Annotated in this window: 14 protein-coding genes; 5 read left to right on the top strand and 9 right to left on the bottom strand. The window is 44.3% G+C overall.

Annotation, left to right across the window (positions count from 1 at the left end):
• Window positions 1-23 precede the first annotated feature (23 nt).
• A complete protein-coding gene (locus tag NH399_RS18150) occupies window positions 24-332 on the top strand; it encodes a DUF1272 domain-containing protein (RefSeq protein ID WP_253042603.1) in 309 nt (102 codons plus the stop codon).
• 8 nt (window positions 333-340) lie between these two features.
• Here the strand turns inward: NH399_RS18150 and NH399_RS18155 are convergent, their stop codons facing one another.
• The gene (locus NH399_RS18155; protein WP_253042604.1) at window positions 341-709 is read right to left on the bottom strand and encodes a hypothetical protein; all 369 of its coding nucleotides are present in this window, start codon (window positions 707-709) and stop codon (window positions 341-343) included.
• Window positions 710-999: 290 nt separating this feature from the next.
• Here NH399_RS18155 and pdsO point away from each other — a divergent pair, with 290 nt between their 5' ends.
• Entirely contained in the window at window positions 1000-1698 is a 699-nt protein-coding gene (gene pdsO, locus NH399_RS18160) for a sortase-associated OmpA-like protein PdsO (protein WP_253042605.1), read from the top strand.
• 165 nt (window positions 1699-1863) lie between these two features.
• Here pdsO and NH399_RS18165 read toward each other — a convergent pair whose 3' ends face one another.
• From NH399_RS18165 to NH399_RS18175, 3 genes are all read right to left on the bottom strand, one after another.
• The gene (locus NH399_RS18165) at window positions 1864-2205 is read right to left on the bottom strand and encodes a hypothetical protein (RefSeq protein ID WP_253042606.1); all 342 of its coding nucleotides are present in this window, start codon (window positions 2203-2205) and stop codon (window positions 1864-1866) included.
• 142 nt (window positions 2206-2347) lie between these two features.
• Window positions 2348-3076: a 16S rRNA (uracil(1498)-N(3))-methyltransferase gene (locus NH399_RS18170; protein ID WP_253042607.1), complete on the bottom strand. Its 729-nt coding sequence runs from the start codon at window positions 3074-3076 to the stop codon at window positions 2348-2350.
• Window positions 3076-4419 carry an adenosylmethionine--8-amino-7-oxononanoate transaminase gene (locus tag NH399_RS18175; RefSeq protein ID WP_253042608.1) on the bottom strand — a complete coding sequence of 448 codons (1344 nt, stop codon included), beginning with the start codon at window positions 4417-4419 and terminating at the stop codon, window positions 3076-3078. Before NH399_RS18175 ends, NH399_RS18170 begins: the two co-directional genes overlap by 1 nt.
• 187 nt (window positions 4420-4606) lie before the next feature.
• Between NH399_RS18175 and NH399_RS18180 the strand changes: the two genes are divergently transcribed.
• Entirely contained in the window at window positions 4607-6250 is a 1644-nt protein-coding gene (locus NH399_RS18180) for a M28 family metallopeptidase (RefSeq protein ID WP_253042609.1), read from the top strand.
• Between the two features lie 79 nt (window positions 6251-6329).
• Here NH399_RS18180 and NH399_RS18185 read toward each other — a convergent pair whose 3' ends face one another.
• Window positions 6330-7331 (bottom strand): WD40 repeat domain-containing protein, encoded by a 1002-nt coding sequence (locus tag NH399_RS18185; protein WP_253042610.1) that lies wholly within the window; start codon window positions 7329-7331, stop codon window positions 6330-6332.
• Between the two features lie 98 nt (window positions 7332-7429).
• Between NH399_RS18185 and fkpA the strand changes: the two genes are divergently transcribed.
• Window positions 7430-8227 (top strand): FKBP-type peptidyl-prolyl cis-trans isomerase, encoded by a 798-nt coding sequence (gene fkpA / locus NH399_RS18190; protein ID WP_253042611.1) that lies wholly within the window; start codon window positions 7430-7432, stop codon window positions 8225-8227.
• 95 nt (window positions 8228-8322) lie between these two features.
• Here the strand turns inward: fkpA and NH399_RS18195 are convergent, their stop codons facing one another.
• Both NH399_RS18195 and rsd read right to left on the bottom strand, forming a co-directional pair.
• Complete coding sequence (locus NH399_RS18195; protein ID WP_253042612.1) at window positions 8323-8613, bottom strand: antibiotic biosynthesis monooxygenase; 291 nt, start codon at window positions 8611-8613, stop codon at window positions 8323-8325.
• A gap of 18 nt (window positions 8614-8631) precedes the next feature.
• Complete coding sequence (gene rsd / locus NH399_RS18200) at window positions 8632-9078, bottom strand: sigma D regulator (RefSeq protein ID WP_253042613.1); 447 nt, start codon at window positions 9076-9078, stop codon at window positions 8632-8634.
• 383 nt (window positions 9079-9461) lie between these two features.
• Here rsd and NH399_RS18205 point away from each other — a divergent pair, with 383 nt between their 5' ends.
• Window positions 9462-11408 (top strand): PAS domain S-box protein, encoded by a 1947-nt coding sequence (locus NH399_RS18205; protein ID WP_253042614.1) that lies wholly within the window; start codon window positions 9462-9464, stop codon window positions 11406-11408.
• Between the two features lie 10 nt (window positions 11409-11418).
• On the opposite strand, the gene NH399_RS18210 is transcribed toward NH399_RS18205, so the two are convergent.
• Both NH399_RS18210 and NH399_RS18215 read right to left on the bottom strand, forming a co-directional pair.
• Window positions 11419-11946, bottom strand: a complete 528-nt coding sequence (locus NH399_RS18210) for a disulfide bond formation protein B (RefSeq protein WP_253042615.1) — start codon at window positions 11944-11946, stop codon at window positions 11419-11421.
• Window positions 11947-12090: 144 nt separating this feature from the next.
• Window positions 12091-12696, bottom strand: a complete 606-nt coding sequence (locus tag NH399_RS18215; protein ID WP_253042616.1) for a Yip1 family protein — start codon at window positions 12694-12696, stop codon at window positions 12091-12093.
• Between the last annotated feature and the right edge of the window lie 22 nt (window positions 12697-12718).

A 12718-nucleotide genomic window follows, 5' to 3' on the forward strand; every position in this document is an offset into this window, starting at 1 on the left:
CATAATTTCTCTGGAGGTCAGCAATGTTAAAACTTAAACCCAGTTGCGAACATTGCGACAAAGCCCTGCCTCCAGAATCGACAGAAGCCATGATCTGTTCCTTTGAGTGCACTTTTTGTCGAGAGTGTGTAGAAAATATTTTACAGAATGTTTGCCCGAATTGCGGTGGTGGCTTTTGTCCTCGTCCTATTCGGCCCGCTCATGACAGAGTGAATGGCAACAACCTCACACGCTACCCTGCGAGTGATAAAAAAGTCTTTAGTCCAGTTAACTTAGAGCAACATCAAGCCTTAGCTAAAACTCTAAAAGCAGTTGCCCCGCAAGATCGCTAATAAACTGACTAACGAGACACTCTCTGCCAAACCTGGCGTATATGCCCTTCAGAAATATGAATAGTGTCGGCGTCCGCTAACTTGAACTCCGTAGCTCGGTAGGTTGAGTTGATAAGACTTTGAGTATTTTTGTCGTAGGTTAAATATAAGTCTTCCAAAATAAAACGATTTCGCTTGGTATGGACTATGTTGCGCCATTTAAGTTGGCCAACATGCCAGCCGTAAGACTGCATCGTGCCAGGACAAACGACAAGTTTACCCTGTAACTTCGAAGTTCCATGAGTGATTTCAATAATACAACCAGCGAACGAATCATTTACGCGCATCCATCGTCCCGGCAAATCTCCTAGCTGCGCCTTCTTTAACATACCAAACATATCAACAACTCAATTTACAAATGTTCAACATCATAGAGTTAAGTAACACCTGCGAAATGAAAGTTTCAATGAGAACTTCGATGTGTGACTTTTCAAACACTGCCCGAATTTGGCCACATTTACCCGCTGGTTTGCCCGTTTCTACCCATCTTTAAGCCCCCTCCTCTTGGTTTAATAATTCCCGTACCCCGGCAACAACACACAACGAGGTACAACAAGCATCCCCGTAGATTGGAATCAAGAAACGCTACGGAGGGCGATTTTAAAACCCAAACATCGAGGATTACATCATGAAAAAAGCCATCATCATCTCTACCATCATCGCTGCCACTTTGTCTCACAGCACATCCGCTTTCGCTGCCAAGAAATCCAGCACCGAACAAGACGTCGGTGTCGCCAGCGGCGCTCTGGTGGGTGCAGCCGCAGGTGGCCCCATCGGCTTCTTAATCGGAGCAGCCATCGGTGGGTTGTTAGGCGATGAAGTCAATACCGCCAATCAGGTTGATGGCATGAAGACGCAACTGTCTGATGCACACAGCCAACAACAAGCGCTACAGGCTGAAATCGATACCTTAAAGCATCAGGCTTACTTAACCGCTCAACAAAGCCCAACACTCAATGGCTCTGAGAGTCTGCAAATGGACCTGATGTTCCGTACCGCATCCAGCACACTGAACACCGAAGCCACTCAGCGTATCGACCGACTGGCTGACTTTTTACAACAGTACCCAACATTGACCATTAACCTGGACGGCTATGCCGACCCACGAGGTGATGAAGCTTACAATCAAGCTTTATCGGAGTCTCGAGTGAGTGAAGTCCGTCAGCGTTTGATGGAGCAAGGCATTGCTGCTCACCGCATCATCACTACCGCTTATGGTGAATCCACTTCAAGCGTTTCGAAAGGCGATGTGGATGGCTATGCACAAGAACGTCGTGTGAGCATTCGCTTCTCTGCGGATACCGACACCAGTGTGGCACAAAACTAGTCGTTAGGATGAATCAAGGTGATGGCTTTTGAGCAAGGAGGCTCAATCCTCTTAGGGAAATAGATTGGAGACATCACCACCACTTTTTTTAAGTTTCTTAAACGTCATAGCAAGTGACTCTTCAATGACTCTCCAACCTTTGGCACAGTGGAAGCTGTGCTCTTTTTAATACGCAATAATACTGTAAATCAGTGGCACACTATTTACTTCAGTTGGACACGCCCCCCAAGTAGAGACTTGTACCTCTTTTTGTGCAGCAAAAGCTGATAACAACAACGAAGTTCTAACCTTGCCAACCTCTGTTGTCGCGTCATAAATGACTTTGTCTTTCTGTATGTTAGTACAGCTGGTTGCTAAATCAGTACCATCACAAGCCATTGTGACCATAACAAATTTCGCAGCAGAATCTGTCTGTTGCATGTTTTTGATTTTACAAGGCCCATGATTACCAGCCAATGCAAAGCTAGACACAGACGCCAGCAACAAACCTCGAATAAAAGATTTCATAATGTTTTCCTATTAACAGTTAGAAGAATAAAAGAAAGTCTAGCTCTATTATTAGTAATAGAACTCAATGGCTGTCCATGCCAAAAACGGGGAGAATTATATCCTTTTGGTTCACCCCATCCAATCCTCATTCTGCAGGAAATCAAAAGTCCCCAAATAATCCCTGCAGCAAACTAATTGCGGTTAATCCAGCAGTTTCGGTTCTCAGAACTCGAGGCCCTAATTGAATGGCGGTGCCTCCGTGCTGTTGGATATATTGATTTTCTAAATCCGTTAGTCCTCCTTCTGGACCAATAACAAGGCTAAATGCATCTTGTGCCGATAGACTTCGCACTGACTGCCCTTTATGGGGATCAAGCAATAGATAAGAAGCATCAATATTCATGATTTCGTGCAACTGCAAAACTGGTACAGGAGAGTTTAAAACGGGAATTGAGTTACGCCCACACTGCTCACAGGCACTGGTAATAATTTTACGCCAGTGCTGGAGTTTCTTTTCCATTCGTTCGCTGTTTAACTTAACACCGCAGCGCTCACTTAGTAAGGGCGTGATCTGCTGAACGCCCAGTTCAACCGCTTTTTGTATGGTAAGATCCATTTTATCACCGCGAGAAATGCCCTGAATGAGGTGCAAGTTCAACGGCGACTCATTATTTTTCTCTTCGCTTTTTTCAATAGCAAGCGTCATGGATTTTTTCTGGATTTCTTCGATCACTGCAAAATATTCAAATCCATCACCATTAAACAGCACCACCTTTTCTCTTACGGCCATTCGCAATACAGTCGCAAGATGACGCGCCTGGTCCGGTGGTAGTTTTATCGCCTGCCCAACAGCTAAAGGCTCATCAACATAAACTCGGTTGTAACGCATTATGCCTCCGTTGCCTTAGTAATACCTTGCCAGGCAATATCACCTAATCGTTCAATTTCTTCTTCGGTGATCACATAAGGCGGCATAAAGTACACCACATTACCCAATGGTCTTAAAATGGCTCCCTGCGACAAAGCATGTTGATAAACTTTCATTCCACGGCGTTCCAGCCAGTCAAACTCTGTACGGGATTTGGGATCTTTCATCATCTCAACGGCCAGAACCATACCTGTTTGGCGGACATCACCTACATGAGGGTGTTCCGACAGCTTCTCGCCTATTTGCGTGAGTTTATTGATAAGCGGTTTATTCGACTCTGGTATCTGTTGCTCTTTCATCACTTTGATGGTCGCCAAAGCAGCAGCACAAGCAATCGGGTTGCCAGTAAAACTGTGGGAATGTAAAAAACCTCTTAGAGTTTCATAATCATCATAAAACGCCTGATAAATCTCATTGGTTGTGATGACCGCCGACAAAGGCAAAAAGCCGCTGGTCAGTGCTTTGGATAAACACATAAAGTCGGGAGAGATCTGTGCATGTTCGCAGGCAAACATTTTTCCGGTACGACCAAATCCCACCGCAATTTCGTCAGCAATCAGATGAACATTCAATCGGTCGCACAGTTCGCGCACTTTCTTTAAATAAACAGGATGATACATGCGCATATTGCCCGCACATTGTATTAACGGCTCAAGGATAACGGCGGCGACTTCTTCATGATGTTCTTCGAGCAAAGCTTCCATTTTGGCAAACTGGCGCAAAGAATAAGCTTCCCAGCTCTCGCCCTGTTCGCGATAGAAACAATCGGGAGAGGGTGCCATCAGAGTCTCAAACAACAGCGGTGCGTAGGTTTCTTTGTACAAAGAAACATCCCCAACAGCAAGAGCTCCAACCGTCTCACCATGGTAACCATTCTTAAGTCCGACAAATTTTTTCTTCTTTGGTTGGCCTTTATTTAACCAATAGTGAAAACTCATTTTTAACGCAATTTCAACCGCTGAAGAGCCATTCTCCCCATAGAAGACCCGATCCAGTCCCGAAGGAGTAATCTCGACTAAGGATTCAGCTAGTTGCACTGCAGGCTCGTGAGAAAACCCAGCAAAAATAACATGCTCAAGCTGTGCAGCCTGTTGTTGAATCGCCGCAACGATATCTGGTTGTCCATGACCAAGAGAATTAACCCACCAGGAGCTAATGGCGTCAATATATTGATTTCCTTCAAAATCTTCTAAATAAACTCCCTTACCTCCTTTGATAGGGATAAGAGGATAGGTTTCATGATCCTTCATTTGGGTACAAGGATGCCATAAAACCGATAGGTCGCGCTGTTTTAACGATGTCATTTAGAAAGTCCTGAAGTGAAGTAGGCTCATCAATTATCACCTATTATACCCAAAGTATTTCGCACTGCACGTCAGCGAGTCCCAGTATTGCAGGGCTTTTAAAACATTGTTACGAATAAGCGGTAGCAATTTATATCGCAGCCGTTAATCTGTGACTCTGAATTCCTTTTATCAACAGCAGATGAACTTGAAAAGTCTTTTATTATTTAGCTTTGCGTTACTTTTAAGTGGTTGTCAGCCCACACCAAGCTCTCAAACAACAGCACCAGAACCGACTAAAGAACAACCCGAGTTTTCCAAAGGGGCACTAAAAGCTCACATAGACTTTTTAGCCAGCGATCTGCTGGAAGGCCGTGAAACGGGCAGTCGTGGATACGATATTGCCGCCCACTATGTAGCATCCCACTTTGCTCAATATGGACTCACTGCTGCGGGTGGGGATGACAGCTATTTTCAATCCGTTCCGCTACGTCAAAAACAGCGGGTCAAAGACTCAACTTCCCTAAGTTTTACCCAAGGCGACAGAACTTTATCACTAAGTTTTCCCAATGATTTTATCAGTGGCGTCAGTAGCATCAGCACTGAAACCTCTATTTCGGCAGAGCTGATTTTTGCTGGGTATGGCATCTCGGCTCCACAGTTAAATTATGATGACTATGAACAACTTGATGTAACCAATAAAATTGTGGTGATTTTAAGTGGCAAACCGAGTCACTTTCCGAGCGAAGAAGGCGCTCATTTCGCGTCACGCTATGAGAGAACCAAAGCTGCTGCAAAAAATGGCGCGATAGGGATTATTTATCTACAAACACCCAACAGCGAAAAACGCTACAGTTATCAGCGAGTACTGAAAACCATTCACAAACCGTCGTACGTTTGGCTCGATAACAACAATCAACCTGGTGATACTCAACATCAAATAAAAAATAGTGCCTTGCTGAATATCGCCAGCGCCAAAAAAGTCATCGCCTTCGCTGGCAAGGATTATGACCAGTTGATAGAGCAAAGCCGTCAAAAGAACCCAATGGAAAAGTTTTCTTTAGGAATGTCAGCAACACTTAGCTCACAGGCCCAGCACGATACCCTACATAGCCCCAATGTGGTGGGTATTGTAGAAGGCACAGATCCAGAATTAAAAAACGAATATATCCTCTATAGTGCTCATCTGGATCATGTTGGCATCTATGGTCATGGAGAAGACCGCATTCACAACGGCGCAATCGATAATGCAGCGGGTATTTCTATTATGCTGGAAACCGCTCGTGTATTTGCTAAAAACCCACCTAAACGCTCTATTGTATTTGTTGCCGTCACCGCCGAAGAAAAGGGCCTGTTAGGTTCAAACTATTATGCTCATCATCCAACCGTTGCCATAGACAAGATAGTCAGTGTGATAAACCTTGATATGCCATTGATTCTCTATCCCATTGGTGATGTCATCGCCTTTGGCGCAGAGCATTCGACACTGGGTGAGTATGTACAAAGAGCAGCAGAAAAAACAGGCTTGCAGATGTCGCCTGATCCAATGCCCGAGCAAAATATTTTTGTGCGCTCAGATCATTACTCTTTTGTAAAGCAAGGCGTACCCGCCATATTTTTAATGCCAGGCTTTAAGTCTTTAGATAGTGAACGAGACGGTGAGAAAATTTTCCGCGAGTTTCTTCATGAGCATTATCACCAGCCTAGTGATCAGGCCAACCTTCCTATTGATTACAACTCGGGAGTACGTTTTACCCTAGTCAACTATCTGATAGGACAAGAAATAGCCAACTCAAAAACAACACCTAAGTGGAAAGAGGGTGATTTTTTTGGCGACGTTTTTGGTCGCTAAGAATATTTACTACTGCTTTGGCAGAGGCTATTAACGAAAAGTCAACAGCCCCTAACCATAAGGAAGTTATATAACTTCCTTATGGTTGACTCAAAGGTAACACGGCCCACTTTTGGCCAAAACCTGACGATGCCTCAGTAATCACATGCTTACCCTCAGCATCAAAAGCAATGGCATACACAATAGCGCCACTGGGCTTCCATTGATTGCGCGTTTTTGCTTTCCATTGTTTTAACTTCGCGCCCGATTGCGTTGACCACAAGATAATGTCTCGTCCCGGTGCACCGGTTGCGACCCACTTTCCATCCGGCGAAAACCGTGCAGCGCTGATCACATACTCTCTAGGCTTTAAAGCAAGCCGCGATCGTTGTCCTCCCGTTGTTAAGTCCCAGACAAAGGCATTACCTCGAGTGCCAGAAGTAAACGCTTGCAGCCCTTTGCGATCCAATGCAACCTGAGTGACACGAGAGTCATGCTCAAAAATATATTTAGGTTTGCCGCTGCGCGTATTCCACAAAATAGCACGATAATCGTGGCTTCCAGTGAATGCCCACTCTCCATTCGCAGACAAATCAACAGAAGAAACGGCTTCATCCCGATGGCCAGTGAAGACCAGCCGCCGCCCGGTAGTCATATCAATATGAATGGCGTTACCATTTTGTAATCCTAACAACACATAACGCCCTTTTCGGGAAATAGCCACAGAGTATATTTTTGCAGGTGCCTGCCAGTAACCATAAGGTTTGCCTGTTACCGTACTCCAGATAACAAAGTTCTGTCGATCAGCGGTAATGACCCTACTCCCATCGGGTGAAATATCGCTAGCTAAAATGCCATCTTCCGGATTATCATTATGACGCCACTCATACAACAGCTCGTTGGTCTCAAGATTCCAATAACCGATACCGTGATTCACCGAACCAATGACCGCAAAGCGGCCATCTTCAGAGATAGAAGCATCTAATAACCCCACAGCGGCATGCTTCCAATCAGCTACCGATTCTGGCGTATTCTCGCAACCCGCGATAATAAAAAGGCTAATGGATAAAAAAGCAGCACATATTTTGCGAACCAGATTCATTATTCACACAGTTCCCTTCACTTAGAGGTTGGGTTTTGCCTCATTAGTCGTTAGACTGAGGCTTTTATTTTTCATCTATAAACTTTAGGGGATAAACCGTGAAAAAACTAATTTCTATCGCTGTTGCCGGTGCTCTTATCGTGGGCTGTAACCAGCAGCAAGCCAAAGAAGAGCCTGCAAAAGCAGCCAAAGCGACCACAGAACAAGCGGCAAAAACCGACGCGAAAGCAACTGAGTTTGCTAACGAAATGGAAAAAGTAAGCTACGCGATTGGTGCATTCCAGGGCAGCCGAATGAAAGACAGCGGCAACGAATTTGAAGAACTGGGCATTAACTTAGAGTTGTTAAAAAAAGGATTTGTTGAAGGCGTTGATGGCAAGTCCACAATGAGTCAGGAAGAAATTCAAACTCTACTTACCAGCTACCAGCAGAAGCTACAAGCTCAAGCAAAAGAAAAACAAGAAAAAGCATCAGCAGAAGCTAAAGCGACAGGTCTTGCGTTCTTAGAAACCAACTCAAAAAAAGATGGTGTTAAAGTTACAGAATCTGGCTTGCAATACGAAGTCGTTCAAAAAGGTGATGGAAAAACTTTCCCTGTTGCTGTTGACCGTGTAAAAGTGCATTACGTTGGTACACTTATCGATGGCGCAGAGTTTGATAGCTCAGTAAAGCGTGGCCAACCAGCAGAGTTTGCACTTAACGGTGTAATCAAGGGTTGGACAGAAGGCTTACAGTTAATGAGCAAAGGCTCTAAGTTCCGCTTTTACATTCCATCAGAACTGGCTTACGGCGAACGTCAACTACCAACGATCCCGGCTAACTCTGTTCTGATCTTTGATGTAGAACTGCTCGATATCTTCCCAGCAGCTAAAGAAGAAGAAAAGAAAGAATCTTAATCACTCGTTGATAAGATTTTTTTGAGTCGCTGTTTTAAAAATAACAATAAACGGCGACTCAAACTTTTCGACCTAAAATAAAGCTCATCTTATTCCTAAAACGCTTTACTTTCTAAGACACTGACTCTCTCGTCACGACTTAATAATGGTTTCATAGACTCCAACAAAGACACACGTTCTTCGCTATCAGTCCACTTTCGCCATGAGTCAATATCTTGCCAGCTGGCAATGATGGTTAAACGGTTGGGTTCATTGATGTCTTGATATAGCTCACCACCTAAAAATCCTTGTTTGTGGCCAGCATCTCTTTTCGCTTTTAAAATCAGTGCAAAGTAATCTTCGAGACACTCTGCTTTTAACTCTCGTTCAATAATCACTCGAATCATAAATACTAACAACCCCAATTAATGTTTACTGGTTAAGGTATCAATAAGCTCGTCTTCTAGCTCTACACGATGAGCAATAGCCTCGCCCAAACGCGACAGATCAGAATCCAGTTGTTCAAAAGAATCATCACTTTTAATTGAGGAATATTTATCATTAAAGTCAACAACGATATCCGTTGTTAAACTGATTTTAGGAACAAGCTGTTCCAGTAAACTGAGACTTTCTTGTCCATTTGTATCACAGGCCGATACTATCTGTTCGTATACTTCAAAATGACCAGCAGAAACATAATCTACCAGTACATCACAAAACTGATTAATTTGTTCCCCATCAGGCAGTACCTGCTCTTTGCGTTTTCCACTGAGACGGCAAAATAGCACTAATAGCTCATTCCTCTCAGCTAACCAGTTTTCAATGAGACTCGTTGTATTTACATCTTTTTCTTGTTCACCAGATGTCAGCATATTCACTCCTCGGATGCTGTGTCTGTATCCCACCGAGTAATGTGCCAGGAATTTCATTTTTTCATTAAAGCTAATGAAACTTTGTCATGATATTCTCATGACACAAACACCCACCCCTGATTTTTCGTTCTCTTTCTTTTTAACACAACAAAGCCCTTACGGAAAGCTTTTGCTGTGAGACAAGAACTGGTCTAATCTTGTAAAATAAGTATTAGAGGAATTTCAAATACTTATACAAGCAAGCTCTTAAAGAGCAAATACTTGAACAATGATTGCCTACCAATCTAACTATAGCTGAAAAACAAAAGCTTAAGAGGATTGGTCTAAAACAGTCGGCTTCATATTTAAAAACTCGTTGTTAAAGGGAATAGCACGCATCAGTTATGGCGAAAAGTAATAAATATAACTCTCTTCAAGCCAATACATTTTTATTGCTCTTTGTTGCGTTATTGTTGCCTGTGGCCGCAACACTTGCTTTCGATATTTATCTGGATGGTGATGTAAACCTAACGCAATTAATTACCGAGTCGACCATTGCGGCATCAACCATCATCATCATTTCATATCCACTCTATCAACTGTTGCTGCGCATCAATCAAGTTGAACGTCGACGCAGCGATACCCGTAAAAATGTTGCTGAATTAATGGATCACGCAGCAGATATGATTTTTATCATGCGACCCGATGGCACTATCATCGATGCCAATCAACGTGCTGTAGAAATTTTGGGATATAGCAAAGAAGAGTTATTGAATGCTTCAACCTGGGATTTAGACATCGACTGCTATATGCGTCGTCATCCCGATCTGCATCGACGCTTATACCAGGGACAATCCATTTCTTTTGAGAGTCAGTATCGAAGTAAAGACGGCGCTAATATCCCTATAGAAAGTCATATTACAATGGCAGGCTGGCTTGATGAACCTCACTACTTTGAGATTGCCAGAGACATCACTCGACGACGTAAAGCAGAACAAGAGCTTTATGCCTCTAAGGAAGCATTGGAACGAGTAAGAAATCGATTAGAAAACCGCGTACAGGAGCGTACAGAAGAACTGGTCGAAGAAATGCGCATTCGTGAGCAGGCCGAACGTTCAGTCCATGAAATGCGCCACCTGCTCGAAAACCTGGTGAATTCCATGCCCTCCATCATCATCGCACTGGATGCCAACTTTCGCGTCACGCAATGGAATCAGGAAGCCGAGAGAATTCTCAATATCAGAGCGGTGGATGCCATCGGAAATTTTATCACTCAAATTCTGCCATCATTCAGGAGTGCTATCGTCAATCTGACTAAGCGCAGCGACTATGGCCGAAAAGCCATTACACGCCGCCTGTCATTAGAACTCAATCAGCAACTCAAGCAGTTTGAAGTAATGCTCTACCCATTAACCCCCACCAAGCGCTCAGGCTCTCCAGGAGTGGTGATCCGCATTGATGACATTACCGAGAAAGTACGTATCGATGAAATGCTGGTTCAAACCGAAAAAATGCTGTCTCTGGGAGGATTGGCCGCGGGGATGGCCCATGAAATCAATAATCCTTTAGGCGCTATTTTACAGTCCTCGCAAAACATCCAGCGACGCCTGTCTGTAGAGTTTCCTCGCAATCAAAAAGTGGCCAAACAGCTCAATCTGGATCTCAATCTACTCGAGCAATATCTTGCAGAGCAAAAAATACCGCTGTTTATCGACGCGATTCGAGAAGCCGGTGAACGTGCGGCTCATATCGTAGGCGACATGCTGAGTTTCTCACGCCCATCACAGGGACAAAATGCCGCCATCGATGTGACCCACTCGTTAGAGTCTGCCCGTCGGCTGGCCGCCAAAGACTATAACCAGAAGAAGAAATTCGACTTTCGCAACATACATATCCATTGCGACTATCAAGAACATCTGCCCCCTGTGCTGGCGCAAAAAAATCAATTGGAGCAAGTTTTCCTTAACCTGCTAATTAACGCTGCCCAAGCGATGGCTCAACACCCAGAAGTCGCCTCCCCCACCATTACATTAAAAACGCGCCTAGAAGGTCAAGCGATACGGGTAGACATAACAGATAATGGCCCAGGCATGGACGAGCATATTCGTCGACGAGTCTTTGAGCCGTTTTTTACAACCAAAGAAGAAGGTGCAGGTACAGGACTGGGCCTTTCGGTCTCCTACTTTATTATCACCGAGCAACTTGGTGGCCAGATGATGCTAAAGTCAGCTCCGGGCCACGGCACCAGCTTTAGCATCTATTTACCAATACAGGGAGACGCCGTAGCGCTCGAAGAGAAAACCGTTGATGGCCAGGTGGGGCAAATTGAACTGCCCCTGAATTCCGAATAACCCTTTTCGTTTAAGCGTTGCGCTGTGTCCAACGAGTGTAGAGTCCAAATAATGAGAGCAATAAAAAGCCGCTGAAAATTACTAGCATCCAGCCAGGCATAGATAATCCCATTAGCGTCCAATCACCTTTCGCACACTGACCCGAACCGTGCAGCACTTCTTGAATCACTTCTAGAAACGGCAAGGCTTCCATCAAGTAATCCAAAGCCGGACCACAAGCAGGTACCTGATCTTCAGGCAGCGATTTTAAATACACATGACGGCCAGCAATAAAAGCGCCCAGCCCAGCAAAAATAGAACTCAAACTATAATAAAGCCACTGAAACTTACTGCTAAGTTGAGGACCATGTAAGGCTTTGGCCAAGAAAATAATACCGACAAAAAACACCATCACCCGCTGAAAGATGCACAGTGGGCAAGGCTCCATCCCCTCGACATATTGAAAATAATAGGCTGCAACTAATAGATCGTGACATATAAACGCCACCAGAAAGCTAAAGCCACGGGAATTAAGTGCCCGCAAAAAAGTATCAGACATTATCATATTATTTATTTTCTCAATGAATGGAGCGCTGGATGATAGCAAAGCACTCTGATGATTAACTAGGGGAATAAGACCAGCGCCAAAAATAAAAGTTTAATGGGGAGGACAAGTCCCCCCTTTTTCCAGATGAGCGGAAGATTAAGCTCCCGTAAACACAGGCGTCAATCCAGAACCCCAAAACACAACGGTGACCGCTAGCATTCCAACCAATATCACCATACACACCGTAAGAATCGAACTAGCAAACAAAAATCCGCGCTCTTTTTCTATTCCCATCAAAATGGGCACACCTAAGTAAAGCAAATAGACGGCCCAGGCAATCGCCACCAATGACAGCAGCATATCCAGCCACAAGATAGGGTAGGCACCAAAAATGCCAACCAGGAACAGCGGCGTGCAAGTATAAGCCGCCAAGTTCACACAGCGTTTTAATGAGGGATCAGCGCCATAGGTTTTGGCCATCCATTGAATAAATAGCGAGAGAACAAAAATGGCAACCAAGATAGCAAAATAAGCGGCAATCGACAGCATCATGGCACTGTCTGTGGTGAGCCTTGAGACTTCGCCAAAGCCAATACTCCAACCCACATAGGTGCTACCGACAAAAGCCGCAGAAGGTGGAATTGCCGCCATGAAGATAAGAAATGAAAAATAGGTTTTGGCAATAGACTGATTCTTATCGGATATTTTTTGCCATTGCGCCTCAGGATTATAAAGCAAACCAAAGGTATTCTTGATTGACATAACACGCCCCCACAACTTTTAA

Origin of the sequence: Pleionea sp. CnH1-48, from assembly GCF_024124665.1 — a bacterium.
In the GTDB taxonomy this organism is placed as follows: domain Bacteria; phylum Pseudomonadota; class Gammaproteobacteria; order Enterobacterales; family Kangiellaceae; genus JAMXSB01.

Coding starts and splice junctions, on each gene's coding strand:
- NH399_RS18150 (WP_253042603.1), top strand. CDS start 24: ATGTTAAAACTTAAACCCAGTTGCGAACATTGCGACAAAGCCCTGCCT.
- NH399_RS18155 (WP_253042604.1), bottom strand. CDS start 709: ATGTTTGGTATGTTAAAGAAGGCGCAGCTAGGAGATTTGCCGGGACGA.
- pdsO (WP_253042605.1), top strand. CDS start 1,000: ATGAAAAAAGCCATCATCATCTCTACCATCATCGCTGCCACTTTGTCT.
- NH399_RS18165 (WP_253042606.1), bottom strand. CDS start 2,205: ATGAAATCTTTTATTCGAGGTTTGTTGCTGGCGTCTGTGTCTAGCTTT.
- NH399_RS18170 (WP_253042607.1), bottom strand. CDS start 3,076: ATGCGTTACAACCGAGTTTATGTTGATGAGCCTTTAGCTGTTGGGCAG.
- NH399_RS18175 (WP_253042608.1), bottom strand. CDS start 4,419: ATGACATCGTTAAAACAGCGCGACCTATCGGTTTTATGGCATCCTTGT.
- NH399_RS18185 (WP_253042610.1), bottom strand. CDS start 7,331: ATGAATCTGGTTCGCAAAATATGTGCTGCTTTTTTATCCATTAGCCTT.
- NH399_RS18195 (WP_253042612.1), bottom strand. CDS start 8,613: ATGATTCGAGTGATTATTGAACGAGAGTTAAAAGCAGAGTGTCTCGAA.
- rsd (WP_253042613.1), bottom strand. CDS start 9,078: ATGCTGACATCTGGTGAACAAGAAAAAGATGTAAATACAACGAGTCTC.
- NH399_RS18205 (WP_253042614.1), top strand. CDS start 9,462: ATGGCGAAAAGTAATAAATATAACTCTCTTCAAGCCAATACATTTTTA.
- NH399_RS18210 (WP_253042615.1), bottom strand. CDS start 11,946: ATGTCTGATACTTTTTTGCGGGCACTTAATTCCCGTGGCTTTAGCTTT.
- NH399_RS18215 (WP_253042616.1), bottom strand. CDS start 12,696: ATGTCAATCAAGAATACCTTTGGTTTGCTTTATAATCCTGAGGCGCAA.